At 72.2% G+C, this 25,790-nt stretch carries 24 protein-coding genes and 1 riboswitch; of the genes, 9 read left to right on the top strand and 15 right to left on the bottom strand.

What is annotated here, in order from left to right; all coding sequences use genetic code 11:
• Positions 1-12 precede the first annotated feature (12 nt).
• The 3 genes from ABZ454_RS08610 to ABZ454_RS08600 all read right to left on the bottom strand — a co-directional run bounded on the left by ABZ454_RS08610 (position 13) and on the right by ABZ454_RS08600 (position 4,975).
• Positions 13-1,905 (bottom strand): anthranilate synthase family protein, encoded by a 1,893-nt coding sequence (locus ABZ454_RS08610; RefSeq protein WP_359536645.1) that lies wholly within the window; start codon positions 1,903-1,905, stop codon positions 13-15.
• A gap of 94 nt (positions 1,906-1,999) precedes the next feature.
• Positions 2,000-2,056 carry a trp operon leader peptide gene (locus tag ABZ454_RS08605; protein ID WP_073735655.1) on the bottom strand — a complete coding sequence of 19 codons (57 nt, stop codon included), beginning with the start codon at positions 2,054-2,056 and terminating at the stop codon, positions 2,000-2,002.
• A 90-nt stretch (positions 2,057-2,146) separates the two neighbouring features.
• The gene (locus ABZ454_RS08600; protein WP_359536644.1) at positions 2,147-4,975 is read right to left on the bottom strand and encodes an N-acetylmuramoyl-L-alanine amidase; all 2,829 of its coding nucleotides are present in this window, start codon (positions 4,973-4,975) and stop codon (positions 2,147-2,149) included.
• A gap of 151 nt (positions 4,976-5,126) precedes the next feature.
• Between ABZ454_RS08600 and ABZ454_RS08595 the strand changes: the two genes are divergently transcribed.
• Positions 5,127-6,479, top strand: a complete 1,353-nt coding sequence (locus ABZ454_RS08595; RefSeq protein WP_356315222.1) for a class II 3-deoxy-7-phosphoheptulonate synthase — start codon at positions 5,127-5,129, stop codon at positions 6,477-6,479.
• 170 nt (positions 6,480-6,649) lie between these two features.
• Entirely contained in the window at positions 6,650-6,991 is a 342-nt protein-coding gene (locus ABZ454_RS08590; RefSeq protein ID WP_359536643.1) for a (2Fe-2S)-binding protein, read from the top strand.
• A 42-nt stretch (positions 6,992-7,033) separates the two neighbouring features.
• Here ABZ454_RS08590 and bfr read toward each other — a convergent pair whose 3' ends face one another.
• The gene (gene bfr, locus ABZ454_RS08585) at positions 7,034-7,513 is read right to left on the bottom strand and encodes a bacterioferritin (RefSeq protein WP_073735557.1); all 480 of its coding nucleotides are present in this window, start codon (positions 7,511-7,513) and stop codon (positions 7,034-7,036) included.
• A gap of 154 nt (positions 7,514-7,667) precedes the next feature.
• Between bfr and ABZ454_RS08580 the strand changes: the two genes are divergently transcribed.
• Complete coding sequence (locus tag ABZ454_RS08580; RefSeq protein WP_359536642.1) at positions 7,668-8,300, top strand: sulfite oxidase-like oxidoreductase; 633 nt, start codon at positions 7,668-7,670, stop codon at positions 8,298-8,300.
• 36 nt (positions 8,301-8,336) lie between these two features.
• On the opposite strand, the gene ABZ454_RS08575 is transcribed toward ABZ454_RS08580, so the two are convergent.
• The 6 genes from ABZ454_RS08575 to thiO form a co-directional block, all read right to left on the bottom strand.
• Positions 8,337-8,867: a DUF4396 domain-containing protein gene (locus ABZ454_RS08575; protein ID WP_359536641.1), complete on the bottom strand. Its 531-nt coding sequence runs from the start codon at positions 8,865-8,867 to the stop codon at positions 8,337-8,339.
• Positions 8,868-8,955: 88 nt separating this feature from the next.
• A complete protein-coding gene (locus tag ABZ454_RS08570) occupies positions 8,956-9,813 on the bottom strand; it encodes a deoxyribonuclease IV (RefSeq protein ID WP_356315207.1) in 858 nt (285 codons plus the stop codon).
• 6 nt (positions 9,814-9,819) lie between these two features.
• The gene (gene pknB / locus ABZ454_RS08565) at positions 9,820-11,742 is read right to left on the bottom strand and encodes a Stk1 family PASTA domain-containing Ser/Thr kinase (RefSeq protein WP_359536640.1); all 1,923 of its coding nucleotides are present in this window, start codon (positions 11,740-11,742) and stop codon (positions 9,820-9,822) included.
• 279 nt (positions 11,743-12,021) lie between these two features.
• Entirely contained in the window at positions 12,022-12,816 is a 795-nt protein-coding gene (locus tag ABZ454_RS08560) for a thiazole synthase (protein ID WP_359536638.1), read from the bottom strand.
• Positions 12,817-12,819: 3 nt separating this feature from the next.
• A complete protein-coding gene (gene thiS, locus ABZ454_RS08555; RefSeq protein ID WP_359536636.1) occupies positions 12,820-13,062 on the bottom strand; it encodes a sulfur carrier protein ThiS in 243 nt (80 codons plus the stop codon).
• A complete protein-coding gene (gene thiO, locus ABZ454_RS08550; RefSeq protein WP_356315195.1) occupies positions 13,059-14,240 on the bottom strand; it encodes a glycine oxidase ThiO in 1,182 nt (393 codons plus the stop codon). The genes thiS and thiO overlap by 4 nt, the downstream gene beginning before the upstream one ends.
• Positions 14,238-14,350: riboswitch (TPP riboswitch) on the bottom strand. It overlaps the preceding gene by 3 nt.
• A gap of 137 nt (positions 14,351-14,487) precedes the next feature.
• Here thiO and ABZ454_RS08545 point away from each other — a divergent pair.
• From ABZ454_RS08545 to ABZ454_RS08525, 5 genes are all read left to right on the top strand, one after another.
• Positions 14,488-15,735, top strand: coding sequence for an FAD-dependent oxidoreductase (locus tag ABZ454_RS08545; RefSeq protein ID WP_356315192.1), 1,248 nt, complete (start codon positions 14,488-14,490; stop codon positions 15,733-15,735).
• Between the two features lie 70 nt (positions 15,736-15,805).
• Positions 15,806-16,171, top strand: a complete 366-nt coding sequence (locus tag ABZ454_RS08540) for an Rv2175c family DNA-binding protein (RefSeq protein WP_356315189.1) — start codon at positions 15,806-15,808, stop codon at positions 16,169-16,171.
• 98 nt (positions 16,172-16,269) lie between these two features.
• Positions 16,270-16,923: a thiamine phosphate synthase gene (gene thiE / locus ABZ454_RS08535; RefSeq protein ID WP_359536635.1), complete on the top strand. Its 654-nt coding sequence runs from the start codon at positions 16,270-16,272 to the stop codon at positions 16,921-16,923.
• A 122-nt stretch (positions 16,924-17,045) separates the two neighbouring features.
• Positions 17,046-17,963 carry a methylenetetrahydrofolate reductase [NAD(P)H] gene (gene metF, locus ABZ454_RS08530; protein WP_359536634.1) on the top strand — a complete coding sequence of 306 codons (918 nt, stop codon included), beginning with the start codon at positions 17,046-17,048 and terminating at the stop codon, positions 17,961-17,963.
• 50 nt (positions 17,964-18,013) lie between these two features.
• A complete protein-coding gene (locus ABZ454_RS08525; RefSeq protein ID WP_359536633.1) occupies positions 18,014-18,907 on the top strand; it encodes a hypothetical protein in 894 nt (297 codons plus the stop codon).
• A gap of 84 nt (positions 18,908-18,991) precedes the next feature.
• Here ABZ454_RS08525 and ABZ454_RS08520 read toward each other — a convergent pair whose 3' ends face one another.
• The 5 genes from ABZ454_RS08520 to ABZ454_RS08500 form a co-directional block, all read right to left on the bottom strand.
• Positions 18,992-20,509, bottom strand: coding sequence for an NAD(P)/FAD-dependent oxidoreductase (locus ABZ454_RS08520; protein ID WP_359536632.1), 1,518 nt, complete (start codon positions 20,507-20,509; stop codon positions 18,992-18,994).
• Between the two features lie 31 nt (positions 20,510-20,540).
• Complete coding sequence (locus ABZ454_RS08515) at positions 20,541-21,158, bottom strand: DUF4126 domain-containing protein (RefSeq protein ID WP_359536631.1); 618 nt, start codon at positions 21,156-21,158, stop codon at positions 20,541-20,543.
• Positions 21,159-21,519: 361 nt separating this feature from the next.
• Positions 21,520-22,131, bottom strand: coding sequence for a TetR/AcrR family transcriptional regulator (locus tag ABZ454_RS08510; RefSeq protein ID WP_356315171.1), 612 nt, complete (start codon positions 22,129-22,131; stop codon positions 21,520-21,522).
• A 29-nt stretch (positions 22,132-22,160) separates the two neighbouring features.
• Positions 22,161-24,248, bottom strand: coding sequence for a YhgE/Pip domain-containing protein (locus ABZ454_RS08505; protein WP_359536630.1), 2,088 nt, complete (start codon positions 24,246-24,248; stop codon positions 22,161-22,163).
• Entirely contained in the window at positions 24,220-25,023 is an 804-nt protein-coding gene (locus ABZ454_RS08500) for an ATP-binding cassette domain-containing protein (protein WP_359536729.1), read from the bottom strand. Before ABZ454_RS08500 ends, ABZ454_RS08505 begins: the two co-directional genes overlap by 29 nt.
• Before the next feature lie 180 nt (positions 25,024-25,203).
• On the opposite strand from ABZ454_RS08500, the gene ABZ454_RS08495 reads away from it, so the two are divergent.
• Positions 25,204-25,731, top strand: coding sequence for an SAV_6107 family HEPN domain-containing protein (locus ABZ454_RS08495; protein ID WP_356315165.1), 528 nt, complete (start codon positions 25,204-25,206; stop codon positions 25,729-25,731).
• The last annotated feature ends 59 nt before the right edge of the window (positions 25,732-25,790 follow it).

Raw genomic sequence — 25,790 nt, 5'->3', positions numbered from 1 at the left:
GAGGCCGGAGCGTCAGCCGCGTACCGGAAGCCCCGCCAGGAGCTCGCCCACGATCGCCGATCCGCGCAGCGTCAGCACCGACTCGGGATGGAACTGCACCGAGGCGAACCCGTCCCCGCGCAGGGCGTGCAGTTCCCCGGTCGCCGGGTCCAGGCTCGTCTCGATGCCACGGGCTGCCAGTCCGGTGGCCGCCGCGTCGTCGCAGCGCGCGGTGAAACTGTTGTAGAAACCGACGGTCTCCGGGCGTCCGAACAGATCGATCCGGGTCTGCGCGCCCTGGTACGGGACGGTCTTGCGGACGATGTCCAGCCCCAGCTCCGCCGCGATCAGCTCATGGCCCAGGCACACCCCGAGCAGCCCGTGCCGGTGGTGGCGCACCAGCTCGGCGGCCAGCGAGCGCAGCAGCCGCATCTTGGGGTCGGCCGCGTCGCCCGGGTCCCCCGGGCCGGGGCCCAGCACGACGGGCCCCTCGTGCGCCCGAACGACCTCGCGCAGCCCCGGCTCGTCGTAGCGGCGCACCGACACCTGGAGGCCCGAGGCCTTCAGCAGATGCCCCAGCATCGAGGTGAAGGTGTCCTCGCCGTCGACCACCAGCGCATGACCGGACAGCGCGTCGGTGCGCTCCTGCATCCGCAGCCAGAACGGCGCCAGCCCCTCCCGCCGGGCATCCAGCGCCACCCGCACCCGCGGGTCGTCGGCCAGCCGGGGACGCGTCCCCTCCGCCCGCGGCCGTCCGGGCCGCACCCCCAGCGCGGTCAGCACCCCGGCCGCCTTCGCATGGGTCTCGGCGACCTCGCTCTCCGCGTCGGAGTGCCGCACCAGCGTCGCCCCGACCGGTACCCGCAGCTCTCCCCGGGCCGAGATGTCGGCGGTCCGGATGAGGATCGGCGAGTCCAGCGTCTGCGTACCGTCGGGGGCCTGCCGCAGCAGGGCCAGGGCGCCCGCGTAGTAGCCGCGCCCGCCGGACTCGTACCGCTCGATGACCCGGCAGGCGTTCTGCACGGGGGAGCCGGTGACCGTCGCCGCGAACATCGTCTCCTTCAGCACCTCCCGCACATCCAGCGAGGAGCGGCCGCGCAGCTCGTACTCCGTGTGCGCGAGATGGGCCATCTCCTTGAGCCGCGGCCCGATCACCACCCCGCCCATGTCACCGACGGTGCACATCATCTTGAGTTCCTCGTCGACCACCATGGAGAGCTCCTCGGTCTCCTTGCGGTCGCCGAGGAAGGCCAGCAGGTTCTCGGCGGTCGGCCCCTCGGCGGGGTAGCGGTAGGTGCCGCTGATCGGATTCATCACGACCGTCCCGCCCGACATCCGCACGTGCACCTCGGGACTGGCGCCGACCAGCGTCCGGTCCCCGGTGTGGACGACGAACGTCCAGTACGCGCCCCGCTCGCCGGCCAGCAGCCGCCGGAAGAGGGCCAGCGCGTCCGCCCGGCCGAACCCCGGGATCTCGCCCCGGAAGGTCCGCCGGATGACGAAGTTCGCGCCCTCACCCCGGCCGATCTCGTCCTCGATGACCCGCCGCACCGTCCCCGCGTACTCCTCGTCGGACACGTCGAACGCGCCGTCCTCGACCCGCACCGCGTGGGCGGGCAGCACGTCCAGCGTCTCGGCGAGGGACAGTTCGTACGTCTCGTCCGCGACCAGCACGGACAGCGGGGTGCCGTCGTCGCGGACGTCGAATCCGCGCTCGGCGATCTGCCGGAACGGCACCAGGGCCAGGGTGGGCCGCTCGCTCACGGGGATGTCGGCCAGCCGGCCGGCCTCCCGGACCCGGCCGATCAGCACCTCGACGGTGTCGTGGTCGTGGCCGGGGGTGCGCCTGCGCAACAGGGCGAAGGGCGGGCAGTCGTCGCCGAGGAGTCTCTGGACGATCGTGCGGGGTGTCGTGTGCGGTGCCATCTGGTGTTCCTTCCACTGGGATCAGCTGGGAGGAACGGCCCTGGACATGGGAAAGGCCGCCCCTCGGGCGGCCTCTGCGTCGGTGTACGCGCGATCAGTGGGCCGCCGGATGAGCGGTCCACCACCAGTTACGGGTCGAGTGCGCGAACATGCACGCACCTTAACCCATGACCGGGACACGAGGGGGCCCATTCCGCCGACCGGGCGGAATGGGCCCCCTCATAGATCAGGTCCGACGAGGTCAGACCAGCGTGTTGTAGATACCCCAGCCGCCGCCGACCTTCACCATCGGGGCGAACGGCTTCGTCATGTCGCCCGTGGACCGGTAGTACCAGAGCACGCCCGAGCTGTCCCGGGCGATCAGGTCCGGGATGCCGTCACGGTCCAGGTCGCTCGGGCCCAGGAGGTCCTTGTAGACCCCCCAGCCCCTGCCCACCTGGCTGCGCGCGGCGTACGGCGCGGCCGGGTTGCCGGTGCCGCTGTAGAGCCACAGCACACCGGCCGTGTCCCGGGCGACCAGGTCGGCCTTGCCGTCCCCGGTCAGGTCACCGGTGGAGACCAGCGTGTTGTAGACACCCCAGCCGCCGCCGACGCGGGCCTTCGTCGCGAACGGCTTCGCCGGGTCGCCGGTGCCCTGGTAGAACCAGAGGACGTTGGAGGCGTCGCGGGCGATGAGATCGGCCTTGCCGTCGCCGTTCAGGTCGCGGGCGCCCCACATGCCGTTGTAGACACCCCAGCCCGCGCCCACCTTGAGGCGGGTCTGGAACGGCTTGTCCGGGTTGCTGCCGCCCCGGTAGTACCAGAGCGTGCCGCCCGTGTCACGGGCCACCATGTCGCCCGTGCCGTCGGCCCGCAGCGCCGTCATCGCGGTGAGCGCGTTGTAACCCTGCCACCCCGGACCCACCCGGTAGCGGCCGTAGAACGGCGTCGTGGCGCTGCCGGTGCCCTGGTACTGCCAGAGCACACCGGCGGAGTCACGGCCCAGGATGTTGTACCGGTTCGTGCCCGCGTCCGGCGCGACGCTGGTGCCGGTCTGGACGTCGCTCGCCTTCACCCACGCGATGCGGTGGTTGTAGCGGATCGGGTAGAAGAGGTTCGTCTTCCCCTTCACCAGGGTGCGGTCGTTCGCGGCGGTACCCGCGAAGGTGCCCGCGAACCAGTAGTCGCCGGCCTGCGCGGGACCGACCTGGGGGTAGGCCTGGCCCGCGGGGACGGTGTACTTCGTCAGCGAGGCGTTGTTGCTGGCCTGCACCGGCACGCCGGTGCCCGTGTACGCCGCGTCCTCGGGGTAGGCGCGCCCGTACACCGGGATGGACGTCGCACCCGCCTTGGGCTTCAGCACCGTCTGGGCGGTCTTGCCGGCCGGGGCGGTGAACTGGCCGCTCGGGTTGTGGAACCAGGCCTTCTTGCCGCCGTACCAGATGGCGGTCCAGTCGGTCCGGGCCTCCGCGACGACGTACTTGCCACCGGCGACGACCTTGTTGCCCCAGTTCGGTCCGTCCGTGGACTTCACGTTGGGGATGTACGGGTCGGTGATCTTCGTGGCCGTGGTGGAGGGCGAGGTGTAGAGGTAGCCGAAGTTCGCCGGCTGCGTGGCGACGGTGCTGCCGCCGTACGTCAGCGCCGGCTGGTTGGCCGTGGTGAACGGGGGCACCACCTTGACCACCTGGCCGGCCTTGACCGGGCCGCCCGCGCCACTGGCGCCGGTCGGGGCGCCGATCAGGGACATGTAGTGGTTCCAGTCCCAGAAGGGGCCCGGGTCCCAGTGCTGGTTCGCGACGTTGCCGTCCAGCACGCCCGGCACCTCGTCGTGGCCGATGATGTGCTCACGGTCGAGCGTGATGCCGAAGCGCCCGGCCAGGTACTTCACGAGCGTCGCGGACGACTCGTACTGGGGCTCGGTGTACCAGCTGCCCGACTTGATCGCGTAGCCCTCGTGCTCGATACCGATCGAATGCATGTTCGCGGTCTTGTTGGCCGCGTGCCATGCCTCGTTCTTGGTCTCGACCATCTGGGTGACCAGACCGTCCTTGGCCCGGATCAGGTAGTGGGCGCTGGCGTAGGACGCCGGGTTCTGGAACGTCGCCAGCGAACCGTCGTAGCCACCCTCGGTGTCGTGGATGACGATGTAGCGGATGTCCTCGCCGCTGGCCGGGCGGTCGGCGACGTTGTAGTTGCCGAAGTCGTCCGGGGTGCTGCTGTTCTGCTTGAACCCGGCCGGCTTGAAGTCGCAGTTCAGCCCCGAGGGGCATTCCGGCGCGGGGACCGCGGTGATGCTCGCGTTCGTCGCCGCCAGCGGCATGTCCGCGGGCTTGACCGGGACGACCGACGGGTCGGCGGGCAGCGAGAGCTGCTGGCCGTCCGCGGTGAGGCGGCTCTCACCGCTCTTCACCGACTCGAAGACGCGGTTGGCGAAGAGCGTGGCGCCCTTGGTGTCGGAGGCCTGGCTGTAGCGCGCGACGGCCGGGTACCACTGGCCGGCCTCGTCGGGCAGCGAGTCGGTGGCCTCGCGCTGGTACTTCGCCAGCAGCGCCGCGCCCGCGCGGATGCTCTGCGCGGTGTCGTCCTGCACCTCGGTGGTCGACTCGTCGATCAGCTTCGCGGCCTCGTCGAGCGTGTGCAGCTCGGCGGCGTCGGTGTCGACCGGCTCCGGCAGGCCGCGCAGCGCGCGCTTGGCGTCGAAGTGCTTCATCACGGCCGGGTCGCCGCTCATGTTGAGGTGCGCGAGCCGCTCGGCGTCCGTCGGCTGCTCGATGTCGTCCTCGGTGACCCGGGTCAGACCCATCACGTTGTACGCGCCGCTGGTGCTCGGCTCGCCGTCGTGGCTCTCCCACAGCGTCTGCCGGTACGAGACCGCCATCAGCACGCTCTGGGGCACGTCGAACTCGGCCGCCGCCTCCGCGAACTGCTTCTGCAGCGCGCCGGCGGCGGGCACCGGCTTCCCGGCGGTGGTAGCGGTGCCCTGCGAGGCCATGGCCAGGGTGCCGATCGTGGCGGTCGCGACGACCGCCGCGCCGACCCCGTACAGCGCACGCCTTTTCTTGAGGTCCCTGCGGTGATTCCGCTTCAAAGCCCCACCCCTGTGGTCCACTTGTTCAATTCTGAAAGACGTGAGGCTAGCAGGCGCTTTCATGCTCCTCGCCACCGGCCGGTCCGAAGGGGCCGTCTCAGTCGTTGAGCACCCGGAAAACCAGTGGACGCGACCCCGTAATGTGGGAGCCGTGACCGTGAACGCCAATACCTCCGTCGCCGGTGGCAACACCTGGCGAGACCTTCCCGCGGCGCAGCAGCCCGAGTACCCCGACTCCGAGGCCCTGCGCGATGTACTCGCGGACCTCGCGTCGTATCCGCCGCTCGTCTTCGCCGGCGAGTGCGACCAGCTGCGCGCCCGCATGGGAGCCGTCGCCAAGGGCGAGGCGTTCCTGCTGCAGGGCGGTGACTGCGCCGAGGCCTTCGACGCCGTGTCGGCCGAGCACATCCGCGCCAAGCTGAAGACGCTGCTCCAGATGAGCGCCGTCCTCACCTACGCGGCCTCCGTGCCCGTCGTCAAGGTGGGCCGGATCGCCGGGCAGTACTCCAAGCCGCGCTCCAAGTCGACCGAGACCCGCGACGGCGTGACGCTGCCGACCTACCGCGGCGACTCGGTCAACGGCTTCGCCTTCACCGAGGCCGAGCGCATCCCGGACCCGGACCGGCTGAAGCAGATGTACCATGCATCCGCTTCGACGCTGAACCTCGTCCGCGCTTTCACCACCGGCGGTTACGCCGACCTGCGCCAGGTGCACGCCTGGAACCAGGACTTCGTGAAGTCGTCCCCGTCCGGCCAGCGCTACGAGGCCCTGGCCCGCGAGATCGACAACGCGCTGAACTTCATGAAGGCGTGCGGTACGGACCCGGCGGAGTTCAAGGCCGTCGAGTTCTACGCCTCGCACGAGGGCCTGCTGCTGGACTACGAGTCGGCGCTGACCCGCGTCGACTCGCGCACCGGTCAGCTGTACGACACCTCCGGCCACATGGTGTGGATCGGTGAGCGCACCCGCCAGATGGACGGTGCGCACATCGAGTTCGCCTCCAAGATCCGCAACCCCATCGGCATCAAGCTCGGCCCGACGACCACCGTCGACGAGGCCCTCGGCTACGTCGAGCGCCTCGACCCCGAGCGCGAGCCCGGCCGGCTGACCTTCATCGTCCGGATGGGCGCCGACAAGGTCCGCGACAAGCTCCCGGAGCTGGTCGAGAAGGTCACCGCGTCCGGCGCGACCGTGGCCTGGGTGACCGACCCGATGCACGGCAACACCTTCGAGGCCGCGTCCGGCCACAAGACCCGCCGCTTCGACGACGTCCTGGACGAGGTCAAGGGCTTCTTCGAGGTGCACAAGGGCCTCGGCACGCACCCGGGCGGCATCCACGTCGAGCTCACCGGTGACGACGTCACCGAGTGCGTCGGCGGCGGCCACGAGATCTTCGTGGACGATCTCCACCAGCGCTACGAGACGGCCTGCGACCCTCGGCTCAACCGCAGCCAGTCGCTCGACCTCGCGTTCCTGGTGGCCGAGATGTACCGCGACCAGTAGGACGTCACCGAACGCGACGCGCGTAGGACTGTGGGGCACGGATCGTTGTGATCCGTGCCCCACAGGGCGTCCCGGGGCTTTTGCCCGCCCTGAGCGCCGGGTAAGGTTAGGTAAGCCTCACCGATTATCGGGGCGGCGCCCATGACCTGTCCTGCCGGGAGGTGAACCGCATGTACGTCTGCTCGTGCTTCGGCGTTACGGAGCAGCAGGTCAGGAAGCATGCGGAAGAAGGCGCCTGCACGCCCCGCCAGATAGCCTCCGCCTGCAAGGCGGGGACCGACTGCGGCGGCTGCGTCCGCACCATCCAGGCGATGCTCGGCCGCGGCGCCTGCCCGCGCCGTGAGCTGCTCGACCAGAAGCAGGCCCCGGGCGCCGCGGACCGTGTCACGGCCGGAGCCGTTCCCGACGCCGGTCAGGGCAGCGCCCCCGGCGCGGACCCCGCCCTTCCCCGCACCGGCCCCGTTCTTCCCGGCGCCGCTCCGGGGCCGTTCGCCCTTCCTGACGCCGCCTGAGCCGGCGCGACCCGGCGGGACGGCCGGGCGGCCCCGCGCCGGTCAGCTCTCCGGCTGCTCGATGAGCTGCGCGATGTAGAGCGGTTCGCCCAGTTTCTCCACCAGTTCCAGCTGGGTGTCGAGATAGTCGATGTGGTGCTCCTCGTCCGCCAGGATCGACTCGAAGATGTTCGCGGACGTGATGTCGCCCTTGGCGCGCATCAGCTCGATGCCACGCTTGAGGCGGTCGATCGCCTCCACCTCGACCTGGCGGTCCGCCTGGAACATCTCGGTGACCGTCTGGCCCACCCGTACATGGAAGAGCCGCTGGTAGTTCGGCAGACCGTCCAGGAAGAGAATGCGGTCGGTCAGGATCTCGGCGTGCTTCATCTCGTCGAAGGACTCGGAGCGCGTGTACTTCGCGAGCTTCGTCCAGCCGAAGTTGTCCTGCATCTTCGCGTGCAGGAAGTACTGGTTGATGGCAGTCAATTCGGCGGTCAGCTGTTCGTTCAGGAACTCGAGGACCTCAGGGTCGCCCTGCATCGCGCAGGCTCCTTCCACACGGTGAACTGGGCACGTTGGCCGCATCCTCGCATCGCACCCGATGAGCGTCCAGTAAGTGCACACTTAGTATGAGTTGCCCGTATTGCCTCTGCCCTGGTCATGACCACCCCTGCCTGTCTGTCACCATGGAGTCATGGGTCAGCCGGAAAGCCGGGAACACCGCGCAGCAGAGCAGTCCGAGCTTCCGCCGGGACAGCGACTGCAGCGTGGCTGGCCGGTTACCCACTACGGGCCGGTACCCAAGTTCAAGCCCGACCGCTGGGAATTCCGGGTCTTCGGGGCCACGGCCGACGGCGAGAAGCACTGCTGGAACCATCAGGCGTTCTCCGCGCTGCCGTTCTCCTCGGTCGTCGCCGATCTGCACTGCGTGACGAAGTTCAGCATGCTCGGCGCCGAGTGGGGCGGAGTGCTCGCCCGCGACGTCGTGGCGCTGGCGCCGCCCGCGCCGCAGGTCACCCATGTGATGGTCTGGGCGGAGTACGGATTCAGCTCGAACCTGCGGCTCGACGACTTCACGTCCGAGCGGGCCCTGTTCGCCACCCACAAGGGCGGCGAACTGCTCACGGCCGAACACGGCTTCCCGCTCCGCCTCGTGGTCCCGCACCTGTATGCCTGGAAGGGCCCCAAGTGGGTCCGGGGCATCGAGTACATGAGCGCCGACCGCCGCGGCTTCTGGGAGGAGCGCGGCTACCACAACATCGGTGACCCGTGGAAGGAGCAGCGCTACTCCTACCAGGAGGAGCCCGGGGAAGGCCCCGAGCTCTGAACCGGTAGCGCGCTGCCCGTTTCCCGCCGCGCCGTCTCAGTGGTGGTAGCGGTGCACCACCGCGTGCCCCTTGCCGCGCCCGATCATCCACTTGTTCACCGGCGTGGTGACGACGAAGGCGACGGCGAGCGAGAGCGCGAGCGCCGCCCAGAAGAGGGCGTCCGAGAGGGTCGCGTCCATGGCGCCCGGCCACAGGACGATGACGCCGTTGTCGATCAGTTCCATCACCGCGATGGAGAGCGTGTCGGCCGCGAGCGCGACCCGGAACGCCGTCCGGAAGTCGACGCCGGCCCCCAGGATGGACCGCAGTGTCAGCGTGTAGCCGAAGAAGAACGCCAGGACGATCGCGAGGACCATCGTCGGCACGTTGCCCCAGCCGAAGGCCGTGCCGATCACCATGCCGAGGACCTCGCCGATGGCGCAGCCGGTGAGGCAGTGGAGCGTGGCACGTGCCGCCGTGGCCCAGCTCGCGCCGCCCGAGCCGTGGTCGGAGTGGTCAGCGTGGCCGGGGTGGTCGGCGTGGTCGAGACGGCCGGTGTGATCGTTGTGCTGGGCGTGCTCTTGCATGGTGATCCCCCAATGCCGAGGAGCGGTTCCTGCCGACAGCGGAAACCGTATACCCCCCTGGGGTATTCCTCAACACCTGTCCACCCGGTCAGTCCCGCCCGCGCAGCTCCTTGAGCCGGGCCACGTCCGCCGCATGGCCCTCCTTGCCGCCCGGCGTCTCGATGACGAGCGGAACGCCCTCGGTGGCGGGGTGGGAGAACAGCTGCCGGAACGGCTCCTCGCCGATGTGTCCCGCCCCGATGTTCTCGTGCCGGTCCTTGTGCGCCCCGGTCACGTCCTTGGAGTCGTTGGCGTGGATCAGCTTCAGCCGGCCCTCGCCCACTGTCTCCACCAGCCGGTCCAGCATCTCCTTCATGCCGGCCGGAGCGGCGAGGTCGTGTCCCGCCGCGAAGATGTGACAGGTGTCGAGACAGATACCGAGCTTCGGATGGGCGTCGAGCGCGTCGAAGTAGGGGCCGAAGTCCCAGGTCCGCGAGCAGAGCGAATACCCCTGCCCGGCGGTCGACTCCAGCAGCAGGAAGGGGTCGTCGTCGTGCGTCAGCTCGTCCAGCAGCGGCCGCATGTGGGTACGCACCTGAGCCAGTGCCTCCTCGCGCGGCCGGCCGTTGGTCGCCGAGCCGGTGTGCACCACGACGCCCAGGGCGCCGATCTCGCGCGCCCGGCGCAGGGAGTGGCGCAGGGAGTCCACGGACTTCTCCACGGTCGCCGGGGTGTGCGAGCCGAAGTTGATCAGATACGGGGCATGGACGTACGCGGGTATGGACTCGGCGGCGCACTCGGTGCGGAACAGATCGTCCTGCACCGGATTCCCGGCCGGCGTCGCCCAGCCGCGCGGATTGGCCACGAAGACCTGGACGGCCTCCGCGCCCATCTCGCGCGCGTAGGGCAGGCCGGCCTTGGCGAGGCCGCCGGCCACCGGGATGTGACCGCCGACGGGGTTGCGCATGCGGATCTAGAGCCCCTTGGTCTTGATGGTGATGGTGCTGCCCTCGGGCGCCTGGTCGCCGCCGTCGACGGACTGGCTCGCGATGGTGTCGCTGAAGGAGAGGAACGGGCGGTCGACCTTGACCTCGAAGCCCGCGTCCTCGAGCTCGCCGCGGGCGTCGTCGACGTCCTTGCCGGTGACGTCCGGGACGTCGATCATCCGCGGTCCCTTGGAGACGGTCAGCGTGATGGTGTCTCCCTCGGCGGCCTCGGCGCCCTCCTCGAGCGACTGGCGGGCGACGTCGCCCGCGTCCTCCGGCGAGTCGACCCGGCCGGGTGCGACGACGACCTTGAGGCCGGCGTCCTCCAGCTCCGCCCTGGCGTCGTCGACCGACCGGCCGGTGACGTCGGGGACGTCGACGGGACTGCCCTGGGAGACCACGAGCGCGACCGCCGAGTCCGGGTGGCGTTCGGCGCCCGCCTCGGGATCCGTACGCAGCACCTCGCCGGCGCTCACGTCGTCGCTGAACTCCTTGGTGATCATGCCGGGCACCAAGCCCCGGTTCTCCAGCCGCCGTCTGGCCTCGGCCAGCGCGACGCCGTGGACGTCCGGCACCTTCACGATCTCGGGACCGCGCGAGACGACCAGGGACACCGAGCCGTTGCCCCGGATCCGGGCGCCCGGCTCCGGGTCGCTGCTGACCACCTTGCCGCGGTCGACGGTGTCGCTGTAGGCCCGCCGTACGCCCTTCAGCTCCAGGCCGGCGTCCGAGAGCCGCCCCTTGGCCGCCTTCTCGCTCTGGCCCAGCAGCAGGGGGACGTGGGTGAACTGCCCGGAGTTGATGTACCAGACGCCACCGCCGATCCCCAGGACCAGCAGGACCGCGAGGACCGCCACGAGGACGCCGCGCGGGGGCCTGCCACGGCGCGGGCCCGCACGGCGGGCGGACGGCTGCGGGGGCGGCTGCGGTGGCATCTCCAGCCGGCTGGTGTGATGGGCGGTCCCCTGGTCCGGCGGCAGCACCCGCGGGATCACGCTCGTGCGGTCCTCGGCGGCATCGCGCACCTCCGCCAGGGCCTGCGGAGGAACGGCGTCGAGCTGGGTGTCGGTGAGGCCGGCACGGGCCTCGCGGGACCGGGCGAGCAGCGCGACGGCGTCGACCGGGCGCACCTCGGGGTCACGGGCGGTGGCGCTCGCCACCAGCGCGTCGAGCCCGGCCGCGAGACCCGGGACGATGTCCGAGGGCGCCGGGACGTCCTCGTTGAGGTGCTGGTAGATGACCTGCGCGGGGGTGTCCCCGGCGTGCGGCTTGGCGCCCGTGAGCATCTCGTACAGCACGACACCGCACGCGTACACGTCGGCGCGGGTGTCCGCGGTGCCGTGCTCGATCTGTTCGGGGGCGAGGTACGAGACGGTCCCCAGGATCGTCCCGGTGGTGTTCGTGACCGAGCCCACGGCACGGACCAGGCCGAAGTCGGCGACCTTGACCCGGCCGTCGTCGCCTATCAGCACGTTCTCCGGCTTCATGTCCCGGTGGACGAAGCCCGCCCGGTGCGCGGCCCCCAGGGCGGCGAGCACCGGCTCCAGGATGTCCAGCGCCGCCCGCGGCTGCAGGGCCCCCCGCTCGCGCAGCACATCGCGCAGCGTGCACCCCGCCACGTACTCCATCGCCAGGTAGACGTAACCCCCCTGGGCGCCCTGGTCGAAGACCGCGACCACATTGGGGTGCGCGAGCCGGGCCACCGACTTGGCCTCGCGGATGAAGCGCTCGACGAACGAGGCGTCGGTCGCGAGCGCCGGATGCATCACCTTGAGGGCGAGCACCCGGTCCAGCCGGGTGTCCATGGCCCGGTAGACCGTGGCCATGCCGCCCACGGCGATGCGGGCATCGACGCGGTAGCGGCCGTCGAGCAGCTGCCCGACGAGAGGGTCCTGGAGGGTCGTATCCACGCAGCCGAGTCTACGAGCCACCGCGGACACGGCCGACTGGCCGGGGCGATCCAGGCCCGTACTGCAGCCGAGCCGTGACAGGGACATGCGATCCCTGTCCACGGAATCGCCGTGTCCCGGGACCGGAGCGTGCCGTGGACACGGCGATGAGATCCGCCTCACGCACCGCCCCGGCCGGCGGGCTCAGGACGCGGGTGGCGATCGCCCCGCCCTGGCCGGGGGCTCAGGACGTCGACCGCTCCGTGGCACGGCAACGATCGCCCCGCCCCGGCCCGCGGGTCAGAACGCCGGGCGCTCCGGATCCAGTACCGCCCGCCCCTCGGCCGGCGACGAGGCCTCGGCGAAGTGGCGGCGGGGGATCCGCCCCGCGCGGTACGCGAGCCGCCCGCCCTCCACCGCGTGGCGCATCGCGGCGGCCATCAGCTCGGGTTCCTGGGCGCGGGTGACCGCCGACGCCAGCATCACGGCCGCGCACCCCAGCTCCATGGCCAGCGCGGCGTCCGACGCGGTGCCCGCGCCCGCGTCCAGGATCACGGGCACCCGCGCCTGCTCGGCGATCAGCTGGAAGTTGTGCGGGTTGCGGATGCCCAGGCCCGAGCCGATGGGGGAGCCGAGCGGCATGATCGCCGCACACCCCACGTCCTCCAGCTTCCGGGCCAGCACCGGGTCGTCGTTCGTGTACGGCAGGACGGTGAAACCGTCGTCCACCAGGGTCTCCGCGGCGTCCAGCAGCTCGATCGGGTCGGGCAGCAGCGTGCGCTCGTCCGCCACCACCTCCAGCTTGACCCAGTCGGTGCCGAGCGCCTCGCGGGCGAGCCGGGCGGTGAGCACGGCCTCGCCCGCCGTGAAGCAGCCCGCCGTGTTCGGCAGCACGCGGATGGAGAGCCGCTCCAGTACGGAGAGCACGGAGCCCTGCACGGTCGGGTCGAGGCGCCGCATCGCCACCGTGGTCAGCTCGGTGCCGGACGCGGCCAGGGAACGCTCCAGCACGTCCAGACTGGGCGCCCCGCCCGTCCCCATGATCAGCCGGGAGTCGAGGACCGTGCCGCCGAGGGAGAAGAGGTCGTCGGACATGGTTCAGCCTCCCTGGACCGCGGTGAGGACCTCGACCCGGTCGCCGTCGGCGAGCGCGGCCGCGCCCCACCGGCCGCGCGGCACGACGGTCTCGTTCAGGGCGGCCGCGACGCCCGAGGAAGCGCCGGTCAGCGAGGCGACCAGGGCGTCCAGAGTGGTCCCCGGCGTGAGGGAGACGGCCTCACCGTTCACGGAGACGGTCATGGAGGCGGGGGTGGAGGCGGAGGTGGAGGCGGGCTCGGTCATGCGGGCTGTTCCTGACGTACGGGGGCGGCGGCGGGCGAGAACCGGCCGGGGGAGAAGGGGCGGGCCACCTCGGGCAGCCCGCCGCCGGCCAGCAGCTGTGCCATGACGTCCCCGGTGACGGGGGTGAGGAGCACCCCGTTGCGGTGGTGGCCGGTGGCGAGGTGGAGACCGGGCAGCGCGGTGCGGCCGAGCAGCGGGGCGTTGTCGGGGGAGGCGGGGCGCAGACCGGCGCGGGTCTCGGTGAGCGGCAGCTCGGTGATGCCCGGCACCAGCTCGTGAGCGTCGCGCAGCAGCTCGTACACCCCGCCGGCCGTGACGGTGGTGTCCCAGCCCATCTCCTCGCTGGTGGCGCCGATGACCAGCTCGCCGTTCTCGCGCGGTACGAGATAGACGTGGCTGCCCCGGACCACGGCCCGCACGGTGCGGGAGAGGAAGGGGGCGTACGCGGTGGGCACGGTCAGCCGGAGGACCTGGCCCTTCACCGGGCGGACCGGGGGCAGGACGTGCTCCGGCACCCCCGCCAGCCGGCCGCTGAGGCTGCCCGCCGCGAGCACGACCTGGTCGGCCGCGGGCTGCGTACCGTCGGCCAGTACGGCTCCGGCGGCCCGGTCACCGGTGACCGCGAGCCGCTCGGCCCGTTGGCGGTGGAAGACGACCCCGGCCCGTTCGCAGGCCGTCACCAGCGCGGCGGCCAGCCGTCGCGGATCGACCTGGTGGTCGCCGTCGACCCGCAGCCCGCCGCGTACGCCCGGGGCGAGCATCGGCTCCAGGCGGCGGCACTCACGGCCGGTGAGCCACTCCGACTCCAGCCCCGAGCGGCGCTGCAGGGCGTGGAGTTCGCGCAGATGGGCACGGTCGTCGGCGTCGAGCGCGACGGCCAGGGTGCCGCAGGCCCGGAAGCCGATGTCCTGCCCGCTCGCCGCCTCCAGTTCGGCGGCGAACGCCGGATAACGCGCGGCGGAGGCGACGTTGAGACCGAGCAGCGTCTCCTCGCCGTAGTGGAGTTCGGTGACGGCGGCGAGCATCCCGGCCGCGACCTGGGCGGCGCCGCCGCCCGGCGCGGGGTCGACGACCGCGGTGGCCAGACCACGCTGCGCGGCCCGCCACGCGGTCACCAGGCCGATGACGCCGCCCCCGATGACGAGGACGTCGGACCCGTTCGCACGGTGCTTACGCATGGGCGTCCAGCCCCTCCCTTCGCCGGCATGACCCGGATCAGGTTCGTACGGTCGGAGGCCGCCCAGCCTCCCTCTCAGCCCGGTGCGTCCGGGCTCCCGCGAGTGTGTGGGCACCACCCTAGACCTCCGTCACCGGGCGCGGGCAAGGGAGCCGTCGGTGGGGTGCGCCCGGGCAAGGGCGCGGCGATCCGGTGGCCGGAAGGCGGCACCGATTCCTGACGATTCGTCAGGTGCTTATGGTGGACGGGTGGACGAGCAGACCGGACAACAGCAGACAGAGTCGCGGCAGAGCCGCCGCGTCGTGATCGTCGGAGCGGGCGTGGCGGGCGTGCAGACCGCCGTGGCCCTGCGCGAACAGGGCTTCGCCGGCCCCGTCACGCTGATCGGCGCCGAACCGCACCAGCCCTACGACCGGCCGCCGCTGTCGAAGGCGGTCCTCCTCGGCAAGGCCGAGGACTCGGCCTTCGACATCGACTTCGAGGCGCTGGACGTCACCCTGCGGCTCGGCCTCGACGTGACCGCCCTGCGCGCGGCCGAGCACGCACTGGACACCCCGGACGGTCCCGTCCCCTACGACGTGCTGGTCCTCGCCACCGGCGCCGAGCCCCTGGCGCTGCCCGGCTCCGAGGGCGTCTCGGGGGTCCACCTCCTGCGCACGCTGGACGACGCGGCCCGGCTGCGGCCGGTCCTCGAACGGCAGCACGACGTCGTGGTCGTCGGGGCGGGCTGGATCGGCGCCGAATTCGCCACCGCGGCCCGCGCGGCCGGCTGCGCGGTCACCGTCGTCGAGGCCGCGGACCGCCCCCTGGCCGGCGCCCTGCCCGCCGAGGTGGCGGCCCCCATGGCCGGCTGGTACGCCGAGAGCGGCGCCGCACTCCTCACCGGCGCGCGGGTCGCCACCGTCGAGCCCGGCCGGGTCGTCCTGGCGGACGGCCGCACGGTCCCGGCCGGCGCGGTCGTCGTCGGCATCGGCGCCCGCCCCGCCACCGGCTGGCTGGCCGGATCGGGGATCGCGCTCGGCCCGGACGGATCGGTGACCGCCGACGCGTCGCTGCGCACCTCGCTCCCCGATGTGTACGCGGTCGGGGACTGCGCCTCCTTCCCCTCGGCCCGGTACGGCGAGCGGCTGCTCGTCCACCACTGGGACAACGCCCTCCAGGGGCCCCGGACCGTCGCCGCCGCCGTCACCGCCCCCGAAGGCGCCGGGCAGCCCCCGGTCTACGACCCCGTGCCCTACTTCTGGTCCGAGCAGTTCGGCCGCTTCGTCCAGTACGCGGGCCACCACACGGCGGCCGACACCCTGGTGTGGCGCGGTGATCCGGCCGAGCCGTCGTGGACGGTGTGCTGGCTGCGGGCCGGCGCGCTCGTCGCCGTACTGGCGGTCGGCCGTCCGCGCGATCTGGCGCAGGGCCGCAGGCTCGTCGAATCGGGGGCGCGACTCGCCCCCGACCGGGTCGCCGACCCCTCCGTGCCCCTCAAATCGGCCACGCTCTGACCGCCTGACCGGCCCCCGTACGGCCGGGCCCGGGTACCGGCTGTCGGTCCGGGATGGCACGCTTGTCCCCGTGACCGAGATTGACGCAAAGATCGATGCTCTCGTCCCCGCCTGGCTCTACCTGCCCGACATCGCGGAAATGCTCGATGTCGAGGTGACGCGCGTGCGCCAGCTGGTCAAGGAGGGCCAGCTCATCGCCGTACGACGTGGTGAGAACCGGGCGCTCCAGGTGCCTGCCGCCTTCATCGACGGCACCAAGGTGGTCAAGGGCCTTTCGGGGACCCTGACGCTCCTGAGGGACGACGGCTACTCCGACGCGGAGATGCTGGAATGGCTCTTCACCCCCGACCCGACCCTGCCGGGCACGCCCGCGCAGGCGCTGAGTGAGAACCGTGGCACGGAGGTGAAGCGCCGCGCCCAGGCGCTCGCCGTCTGAGACGCCGCACAGGGGATGCGGGCCGCCCGACGCGGCCCGCATCCCGCGCGGCACCACACCGAACCACCGTCATCGTCGTCCCCGGGGGGAACCGCACCATGTCCACGCCTCGCGCGCTGCTGTCCGACGCCCGGCTCTACCTGTGCACGGACGCGCGCCGGCGCCAGGGCGACCTTCCCGCCTTCCTCGACGCCGTGCTCTCCAGCGGCGTGGACATCATCCAGCTGCGGGACAAGGGCATGGAGGCGGCCGAGGAACTCGAACACCTCGCGCTCTTCGCCGACGCCTGCAAGCGCCACGGCAAGCTCCTCGCGGTCAACGACCGGGCCGACGTCGCCCACGCCATCGGCTCCGACGTGCTGCACCTGGGCCAGGGCGATCTGCCGGTCCCGGCCGCCCGCGCGATCCTCGGCGGGGACGTCCTCGTCGGGCGCTCCACCCACGCCGAGTCCGAGGTCGACGCGGCCGTCGCCGAGCCCGGCGTGGACTACTTCTGCACCGGCCCCTGCTGGCCCACCCCGACCAAGCCGGGCCGCCACGCCCCCGGCCTGGACCTCGTGCGCTACACCGCCTCGCTCGCTCCCGCCCGTCCGTGGTTCGCCATCGGCGGCATCGACGCGGCCAACCTCGACGAGGTGCTGGACGCCGGGGCGCGCCGGATCGTCGTCGTGCGGGCCGTCACCGAGGCGTCCGATCCGGCCGCCGCCGCCGCCGGGCTGGCCGGAAGGATCCGGGACCGCGCCGGCGTGTGACCGCCGGGACCGAGGGCCGCTTTCGGGACAGGAGTGTCCGAAGCGTGGACAAACTTCGGGCAATCAAGCCAAATTGCCCCAGTTCGGTTGGGAGCCCGCCGCGCCCTGGTTAACCTGCCGGTATGGCCCTTGGCACACCCTCCACCAGGACAGATCACGCGCGCACCGTGCGTGAGATGCTCGCGACCGGCAAGACCTCGTACTCCTTCGAGTTCTGGGCGCCCAAGACCGAGAAGGGCGAGCGGAACCTCTGGAACGCGCTCCGCCGGGTCGAGGCGGTGCGACCGAGTTTCGTCTCCGTGACGTACGGAGCCGGTGGATCCACCCGGGCCGGGACGGTGAAGGCGACCCAGGACATCGCCGCGGAGTCCACGCTCACCCCCGTCGCGCACCTCACGGCGGTCGACCATTCCGTCGCCGAACTGCGCAACATGGTGGGCCAGTACGCGGACGCCGGAATCCGGAACATCCTCGCCGTGCGCGGAGACCCGCCGGGCGACCCGATGGGCCCGTGGGTGGAGCACCCGCAGGGCGTGCGGTACGCGGCGGACCTCGTCCGGCTGATCAAGGAATCCGGTGACTTCTGTGTCGGCGTCGCGGCCTTCCCCGAACGGCATCCGCGCTCGGCCGACTGGGACACCGACATCCGGCACTTCGTGGACAAGTGCCGCGCCGGTGCGGACTACGCGATCACGCAGATGTTCTTCGACCCGGAGAGTTATCTCCACATGCGTGACCGGGTGGTCGCCGCGGGTTGCGAAACCCCGGTCATTCCCGAGGTCATGCCCCTCACCAGCGTTCGGCAATTGGAGAGATTCGCGCAGCTCAGCAACGCGACCCTGCCCGAGGACCTGAAAGAACGCATCCTCGCCGCCAAGGACGATCCCGCCGCTGTACGCTCCATTGGCATCGACTTCGCAACGCGGTTCTGCGCGAAGCTGCTCTCCGAGGGTGTCCCCGGGCTGCACTTCATCACGCTGAACAACTCGACGGCGACGCTCGAAATCTACGAAAATCTCGGACTGCACAAGCAGTCGTGACCGGCCGTACCCGCCGCGACCCGGGGCGGTGGCCGTAGAAGGGGGCGGGCATGGGCTGGACGGTCCTCTACATCGCGTTCGGCATCGTCGCGCTGTGGCTGCTCGGCGAGGTGCTGCTGCAGTACAAGGCGCGCCTGCGCTGGCGTCTGCTCGCCTTCACCGGCTTCGTCGGTGTCGTCATCGGTGTCCTCGTACCGTCCGTGTTCGTCATCGCCGTCGGCGCGATAGCGTTCGCGACGGGCCAGACCTACGTCACGCTCTCCTTCCGCCGCGGCTTCTCGACCGGCTGGGCCATAGGGGGCAGCCCCGGGGTGAGCCGGCGCCGCCGCGGCGGCGCCGAGCGCGAGGCCACGCTGCAGGTCTCGGACCTGGAGATGGAGCCCGGCCCCGGGACACCGCCGCAGCCGGAGACCGCACCCCAGGCCGAGGCGGCCGCCGTCTACGCCCCGGAGCCGATGCCGGACGACACCGGGCAGTACGGCGTCTACACCGGCTTCCCCCGCCAGGACCAGCAGCAGGAACCCCAGCAGCCCCAAGGGCAGCCGCAGTACGCCGCGTACGACCCGTACACCGGCTACCCCGCGCAGGGTCAGGACACGTACGGCGGCCAGGACGCGTACACGGGAGCCGGTCAGTACGACTACGGAACGGACCAGCAGCAGTACGCCGCGTACTCCGACCCGTACATCGGCACCACCACGAGCACCCCGCAGTACGGCGCGTACGGGAACGAGGGGAGCTACGACGGCTACGGCGGCCGGCAGTCCGGCGACCCCTACGCCCAGCCCCAGGGGTACGCGTCCGACACCCCGCCCGGCGGTGTCTGGGTGCCGCAGCAGCGCGAGGGCGAGCAGTACCCGCCGGCGCCGCCGGAGCAGCCCGCCCAGCCGGCGCCGTACGCGAACGGCTACGACACGGGCTACAACGAGCAGTACCGCTACTGAGCCGGGAGCGCGCCGGATCTCTCCGCCGGGCCGGCAGGCCCTGCCGCCCGGGGGCGGGTGCCGCGGCCTCCGGGCCGCGCCCCTTCACCGCGACCCGCGGAATCCGTCCCCCTCGAGGATGAGCCCCGCGACCAGCGCCCCGGACATTCCCGCGTGCGCGGGACCGCCGCCCGGATGCGACCAGCCGCCCGCCAGGAACAGCCCCGGCAGCCGGGTGCGATTGCCCGCGTGCAGGTACCCGCCCCCGGCGCCCGCCAGCGCGGGCGGGGGGACCGCGCCGCCCGGCGCACCCGTCTCGGCCGCGGTCTCCGCGGGTGTCCGCACCTCCATGCGGAGCACCCGGTCCCGCAGATCCGGCACGGCCGCGCCCGCGGTGTCGATCAACGTGTCCGCGTAGCGCGCCCGCAGCGCCTCGTCCGTCCAGTCCACCGGGCCGTGCGGGGCGACCGTCGCCGTCAGCGTCAGCGCCTCGTGGGCCTCGTCGGGGCGGGTCGAGGGATCGTCCGGGCGCAGCACCGTCACCGTGGGGTGCGCGGCGAGCCGGCCGGCGAAGACCGCCTCGCGCTCGGCCGCACCGTCCGCCGGATGGACCAGCGTCCGGTGCGCGGCATCCGCGGGCCGGGCGCCGCGCAGCGACAGCAGGACGAGGAACCGGCCCGTCGGGCCGCAGCCCTCCGGCCGCGGCTGCACCGCCACGTCGCCGTCCTGCCAGAGCTCCTGACCGGGCATCAGGCCCGGGTGCGGCCGGACCCCCAGTACCACGTGAGCCGCCTCGGCGACCGTGCCGTCCGCCAGCTCCACGCCTGCCGCCCGGCCGTCCTTCTCCAGGACGCGGGCCACCTCGGCGCCGAAGACGAACTCCACCTTCCGGGCCAGGCACCGCTCGTACACCGCCTGCGCCAGCGCCCGCATGCCGCCGCTGACGTACCAACTGCCGAACGTCTCCTCCATGTACGGCAGCAGGGCCGTGCTCGCCGGGGCGCTCAGCGGATCGAGGCCGTACGACAGGGCGTACCCGTCCAGCAGGGCGGCCAGCCGGGGGTCCGCCAGCTCCCAGGAGCCGATCTCCGTCACCGTGCCGGCCTGAAGAGCAGGGCGCAGCAGCCGTCGCCGCACGGGCGCCGGATACGGATCGCGGGTCAGCACCTGCCAGTCGGGGCGCAGCGGCTCCTCCAGCAGCGGCCGCCGGGACCGGTCCCACGCCTCCCTGGCCCGGTCGAGGAACGCGCCCCAGCGCGCGCCCGCGCCCTCCCCGAGCGCGCCGTCCAGGGCCGCGACGACACCGGCCCGCGAGGCGTTCGGCAGGGACACGTCGGTGCCGTCCGCGAAGACGTGGCGGCTGGCGGGGTCGACCTGGGTCAGCGTCACGCACCGCTCCAGCGGCTCCTTGCCCGTCTTCACGAACAGGTCGCGGTAGACGGCGGGCAGATGCAGCAGACCGGGCCCCGTGTCGAACGCGAAGCCGTCCAGAGCATGGCGGCCGACCGAGCCGCCGTACGTCTTCGACCGCTCGTACACCGTCACCTGGTGGCCTGCCACAGCCAGCCGGGCGGCCGCCGACATCGCGCCCAACCCGGCGCCGATCACCGCAATACGTGCCATGACTGCGACTGTAACGGCCCCTGCCGACCGGTCAGCCGCCAGGCCAGGGGGAAGCGGAGCCGGCCAGGCGTTTCTCCTCGCGGCGCTGTGCCCTGCGGCGGCGGAACCGGCGGATCCGGGAGGCGAGGAAGGCCAGTGTCACCAGGCCGAGCAGCAGCAGTGCCGCGGCGAGGCCGGCCGCGATCCACGGGTGGAACAGGGCGAAGGCGACGAGCGCGGCGACCCCGAGGTCCTCCGCCGTGCTCACCGCGATGTTGCTGAACGGTTCCGGTGACGTGTTGACCGCCATCCTGGTCCCCGCCTTCACCAGATGGCTCAGCAGCGCGGTCGACCCCCCGATGGCCCCTCCGGCGAGCTCCGGCAGCGAACCGCTCCCACCCGCCAGCAGCGCCGCCACGACCGCACCGGCGAGCGGCCTGACGACCGTGTGCACCGAGTCCCAGACCGAGTCCACGTACGGGATCTTGTCCGCCACCAGCTCGCACAGGAAGAGCACACCGGCCACGACGAGGACGTCGGCGCGCTGCAGTGAGGCGGGCACCTCGTCGCTGACGCCGGTCGCGCCGAAGAGGCCGAGGAGGAGGACCACCGCGTAGGCGTTGATCCCGCTCGCCCAGCCGCTCGTGAAAACCAGGGGGAGTACGGACACGGGGGCGATCGTAACCACGGGGGCGCCGGCGCGGGAGGGCGCGCGTACGCAGGCGTGAGTACCGGTACTCAGGGCGGCAGATGAGTAGGCACGCGGATGGGGCGCGACCTGCGCGGACGGCAGAGTGTGGACCACGGGAGGGGCGCCGCGCCAGAACCGCCGGCACGGGGCGGCGGAGCGGGCGCGGCACTCTTCTCCGAACGGGGGTGCGCGGCACAGGACCCGGGACCACGGGGGAACACGGGGTCACGGGGGGAGGGTTCTCCGGCAGCACGGAAGGCGCCGGTCCGGCGAGGCTCGGGGGGATCGAGCCCCGTCGGACCGGCGCCTTCCGTGCGTCCGGGTGCCGGGGGAGCCGGGATCAGCGCCCGCTGACCCGTCCGTGCAGCAGCAGGGACAGCGCGGAGTGCACGTCGTCGATGGACCGCTCCGGCTGGAACGCCTGCCAGTCCAGCGCCGCCACCAGCACCATGCCGACCAGGGCGGCGGCTGTCAGCGGGATGTCGATCTCCTCGCTGAGCTCGCCGCCCGCGACGCCCTCCCTGAGGACGCCCTCGACCACGGCGACGGCCTCCTGACGCACCACCAGCAGGGTGGCCTGCCAGGCGCGGTTGGTGCGCCACAGCTCGGCCACGTACAGCTGGGTGAAGGCCGGGTAGCGGTCGATGAAGACCAGACCGGCCCGGATCATGGCGTCGAGTGCCTCGACCCGGCTGCCGCCGCGCTCGTCGGTCTCCTCCGCCGCCGCACGCAGCGAGGAGGTGAGCAGCCCGACGCCGTGGCGCAGGAGCTCTTCGAAGAGCTCGGTCTTGCTCTTGAAGTTGTAGTACACCGTGCCCTTGGCGACCCCGGCACGCTCGGCGATCTCGTCCACCGTGGTGGCCGAGAAGCCCTTCTCGGCGATGAGGGTCACGGCCGCTTCGTAGAGCTTCTGCCGGGTGGCCTGGCGGCGTGTGGCGCTACTGCTTTCCATGCTCCTGATTCTCACAGGTCCCGGAGCGCTCACAGACTCAGCTCCGGGTGCAGCCGGTCCAGGGTCCACATCTGCTTGCGGCGCGCGGAGAGGGCCGTCAGCGCGAGCGCCCCGGCGGTGAAGGCCGCGAGCACCGCGCAGGCCTGCCAGACCGGGCCGAGTCCGCCGCCCGTGATCAGCCGGCGCAGACCCTCGACGATGTAGCTCATCGGCAGGTACGGATGGATCGCGTTGAAGAAGCCGGGGCTCGTCTGTACGGGGTACGTGCCGCCTGCCGAGGTCAGCTGGAGCATCAGCGCCGCGAGGACGAGGATGCGGCCCGCCGCTCCGAACCGGGCGTTCAGCCACTGCACGAGCGCGCCGAAACAGCAGGCGACCAGGGCCAGGAAGCCGAGGGTCCCGGCGGCGTGGGCCATCTGCAGACCGAGCCCCCAGTGCAGTACGGACATCAGCGCGGCCACCTGGAGCAGGCCGATCGCGGCCACCGGCAGCCAGCCCGCCAAGGCGATGCGCCAGGCGGGCGCCCCGGCGGCCAGGGCACGCCGGTTCAGCGGCTGGATCAGCATGTACGCCACCATCGCGCCGACCCAGAGGGAGAGCGGGATGAAGTAGGGGGCGAAGCCGGTGCCGTAGTTGGGGGCCGCGTGCAGCGACCGGGAGGCCAGCTGCACGGGGTCGGCCATGACCTCCGTACGGGCGTCGCGGTCCTTCTTGCCGTAGTCGGGGATCTTGCCGGTCCCGTCGTCGAGCCCCTTGGCGAGCGTGGCCGAACCGTCGGCGAGCCGGAGCATGCCGCCGTCCAGGCTCGTCGCGCCCTTCTTGAGGTCGCCGACCCCGGTGTTCAGCTCGGCGGAGCCGGTCTTCGCCGTGGTCAGGCCGGTGTGCAGGCGGTCCGCGCCCTTGGCGACCTTGCGGGCGCCGGTGTTGAGCGCGTTGATCTTCTTGACGGCGCTCTCCAGGTCCTCGTCCAGGTGGGGCGAGCGGTCGGCGAGGGCGTCGGCCTGCTTCTGCAGGGTGGTCAGCTGACCGCGGAGTGCCTTGAGGTCGCCGTTCTGGTTCTTGACCAGGGCGTTCACGTCGTCGGCCACGGCGGCGACGTCCGCCGCCGCCGTCACGGCCCGCTTCAGCGGTGCGCAGACGGCCGGATCGGGGAGCGGCTGCTCCTCGCACCGGGCGCGGTGGACCTCGGTGAGGTCCTCGGAGGCCGTGTGGGCGGCGGTGGCGGCCGTGGGCGCCGCCTTCACCAGCAGGTCGAGGTTGTCCCGTACGGTCTGCGAGGTGTCGGCGACGAGGCGGGCCGTGTCGCCGATCGACTTGCCGTTGTCCTTGAGGAAGGGGCGCACGTCGGCGGCCACCCCGTTGACCTTGTCGGCGAGGAGCTGGGTGCCGTCCGCGACCTGGCGCGAGCCCGTCTCCAGGTCGCCGGCCCCCTTGTCCAGCCGCACGATGCCGGTGGCGAGGCGCCCGCTGCCGGCCTTCGCGTCCTTCAGTCCGTCCGCGAGGTCCTTCGAGCCCTTCTTCGCCTTGCCGATGCCGCTCTCCAGGTCGGCGGCGCCCTTGGCGGCCTTCGCGGTCGAGTCGTGCAGATCGGAGAAGCTGATGAAGATGCGGTCCAGGAAGCCCCGGGAGGCGTTGGCCGACGCGGCGGTGCGGACCTCGGAGAACACCGTCCGGGAGATCTGGCCGACGATGTAGTTGTTCGCGTCGTTGGTGCGCACCTGGAGCGCCCCCGTCTCGGGGGAGTCTCCGGCGCTGGAGGCGATGCGCCGGCTGAAGTCCGAGGGCATGGTCAGCGAGAGGTAGTACGTGCCGTCCTCGACGCCCTGGCGGGCCTCGGCCGCGCTGACCTCGTGCCAGTCGAAGACCTTGGAGTCGAGGAGCTTGCCGGTGATCTCGTCCCCGGCCTCGATGCGCCTGCCCGCGGCGGTGGCGCCCTTGTCGTCGTTGACCAGGGCGACGGGAATGCGGTCCAGGCGTCCGTACGGGTCCCAGAAGGACCACAGGTACAGGGCGCCGTAGAGCAGGGGCAGCAGCAGGAGCGCGGCCAGTGCGGCGCGCGGCAGTTTCCCCCGGCCGAAGCGCCGGAGCTCAAGCGCGGCCAGTCTCGGCGAACGCATCGGCCTTCCCTTCGTCGTGTCCCGGGGCCGCGGGCTCCACGGCGTCGTCGGGTGCGGTGGTGTCCGTGGCGCCGGGGACCGTCTCCCCGGTGCGCACGATGACGGCGTCCTCGGGAGCCTGGCTGCACACGGCCAGCACGGTCGTGCCGTCGGCGGCGAGTGAACGCAGCAGCTCCCACGCCTCGGCGCGTTCGGCATCGGAGAGCTTGAGGTCCGTGTCGTCCACGGCGAGCAGCCGCGGCCGGCCCATCAGCGCGAGGGCGACCGAGAGCCGCAGCGCCTCCAGCCGCTCCAGATCCCGTACGGAGGTCCGCTCACCCTTGGGCAGGGTGGCGGGGGCGAGTCCGGCCGCCTCCAGCGCGGCGTCGATCCGGGCCCGGGCCGTGGCGACGCGCTCGCGGCGCGGCCGCAGCAGGGCACGCGGCGAGCCGTCGAAGCGGCGCTGCAACAGGGCCCGTTCACGCAGGTGCTCGGCGACGGTGAACGCCGGGTCGAGCTCGCTGACCCCGGGCACCGGGCCCAGTGCCGCGATGCGGCGTACCGCGTCGGCCCGGCGTGGCAGGCGCAGACCGCCGGTGGTGGCCTCGCCCTCGGTGGGGCGCATCCGTCCGGTGAGGGTGAGAAGCAGGCAGGTGCGGCCCGAGCCGGACGGGCCCTCGATCGCGATCAGGGCCCCGGGGGCGCCACTGAAGGTCACGCCCCGGAAGGCCCATCCGCGCGGCCCTCTGAGGCCGAGACCGCCGGCGGTGACGGCTGCCCCGTGCGGGCTGTCCAGGCTGTCCACAGGTCCTCCCCGTCCATCTTTTAAACTGACCAGTCAGTGCAAAAAGGTAGCCGGAACGCGCGAATGAAGCAAAAAGGCCAGGTCAGATGGGGTTTGAGGCCGATTGTCAGTGGGGGCCGTCACGATGGATACAGACGGCCACGAAGCCGTTACGAGACAGGAGGTTCTGTCATGGCCCACTCGTCCGCAGCAGCCGCTCCGCGACGCCGCGCAGACGGCCCTGCCCCCTCACCGACCGGTCCGGCGCACGACGTCCACCCCGTCCTCCGGCGCGCCACGGCGCCGCCCGCCGCTCTCGATCTCCTCGCCCAGGCCCGCGCCGGCCTCGAAGAGGCAGCTGTTCTCGACGTACCGAACGAGCGCTACGCCACCGCCCACCTCGCCGCTCTGCGCACCGCGGCCGCGGTGCTCGCCGTCCGCGGGCGTCCCGAGACGTCCCGTCGGCGCCGGGAGCGGATCCGCAGCGCCTGGGAGGTCCTGCCCGAAGTCGCCCCGGAGCTCACCGAGTGGAGCGCCCTGTTCGCCTCGGGCGCACCGCGCCGGGCCCGGGCGGAGGCGGGGATACCCGGTGCGGCCGGCCGGCGTGACGCGGACGACCTGCTGCGTGACGCGGCGATGTTCCTGCGCCTGGTGGAGAGGCTGCTGGTGCTCCAGCCGGTCCTTCCGCAACCCCGCGGGGAGCGGTCCGACGCGGGATGACGGGGACGGCGGCGCGAGGCAATAGGGTGGGCGGGACCTATCACCTGCGCTGTTCACGC

This window comes from Streptomyces sp. NPDC005803 (genome assembly GCF_040630435.1).
Lineage (GTDB): Bacteria > Actinomycetota > Actinomycetes > Streptomycetales > Streptomycetaceae > Streptomyces.
The sequence above is the reverse complement of the archived record's forward strand: the minus strand, read 5'-3'. Positions and strand labels throughout refer to the sequence as shown.

Bases quoted from the DNA above. Each gene is read 5' to 3' on its own strand.
- ABZ454_RS08610 (WP_359536645.1), bottom strand. From the start codon at position 1,905: ATGGCACCGCACACGACACCCCGCACGATCGTCCAGAGACTCCTCGGC.
- ABZ454_RS08590 (WP_359536643.1), top strand. From the start codon at position 6,650: ATGTACGTCTGCTCGTGCTTCGGCGTTACGGAGCAGCAGGTCAGGAAG.
- bfr (WP_073735557.1), bottom strand. From the start codon at position 7,513: ATGCAGGGCGACCCTGAGGTCCTCGAGTTCCTGAACGAACAGCTGACC.
- ABZ454_RS08580 (WP_359536642.1), top strand. From the start codon at position 7,668: ATGGGTCAGCCGGAAAGCCGGGAACACCGCGCAGCAGAGCAGTCCGAG.
- ABZ454_RS08575 (WP_359536641.1), bottom strand. From the start codon at position 8,867: ATGCAAGAGCACGCCCAGCACAACGATCACACCGGCCGTCTCGACCAC.
- ABZ454_RS08570 (WP_356315207.1), bottom strand. From the start codon at position 9,813: ATGCGCAACCCCGTCGGCGGTCACATCCCGGTGGCCGGCGGCCTCGCC.
- ABZ454_RS08560 (WP_359536638.1), bottom strand. From the start codon at position 12,816: ATGTCCGACGACCTCTTCTCCCTCGGCGGCACGGTCCTCGACTCCCGG.
- thiS (WP_359536636.1), bottom strand. From the start codon at position 13,062: ATGACCGAGCCCGCCTCCACCTCCGCCTCCACCCCCGCCTCCATGACC.
- thiO (WP_356315195.1), bottom strand. From the start codon at position 14,240: ATGCGTAAGCACCGTGCGAACGGGTCCGACGTCCTCGTCATCGGGGGC.
- thiE (WP_359536635.1), top strand. From the start codon at position 16,270: ATGTCCACGCCTCGCGCGCTGCTGTCCGACGCCCGGCTCTACCTGTGC.
- metF (WP_359536634.1), top strand. From the start codon at position 17,046: ATGGCCCTTGGCACACCCTCCACCAGGACAGATCACGCGCGCACCGTG.
- ABZ454_RS08525 (WP_359536633.1), top strand. From the start codon at position 18,014: ATGGGCTGGACGGTCCTCTACATCGCGTTCGGCATCGTCGCGCTGTGG.
- ABZ454_RS08520 (WP_359536632.1), bottom strand. From the start codon at position 20,509: ATGGCACGTATTGCGGTGATCGGCGCCGGGTTGGGCGCGATGTCGGCG.
- ABZ454_RS08510 (WP_356315171.1), bottom strand. From the start codon at position 22,131: ATGGAAAGCAGTAGCGCCACACGCCGCCAGGCCACCCGGCAGAAGCTC.
- ABZ454_RS08505 (WP_359536630.1), bottom strand. From the start codon at position 24,248: ATGCGTTCGCCGAGACTGGCCGCGCTTGAGCTCCGGCGCTTCGGCCGG.
- ABZ454_RS08495 (WP_356315165.1), top strand. From the start codon at position 25,204: ATGGCCCACTCGTCCGCAGCAGCCGCTCCGCGACGCCGCGCAGACGGC.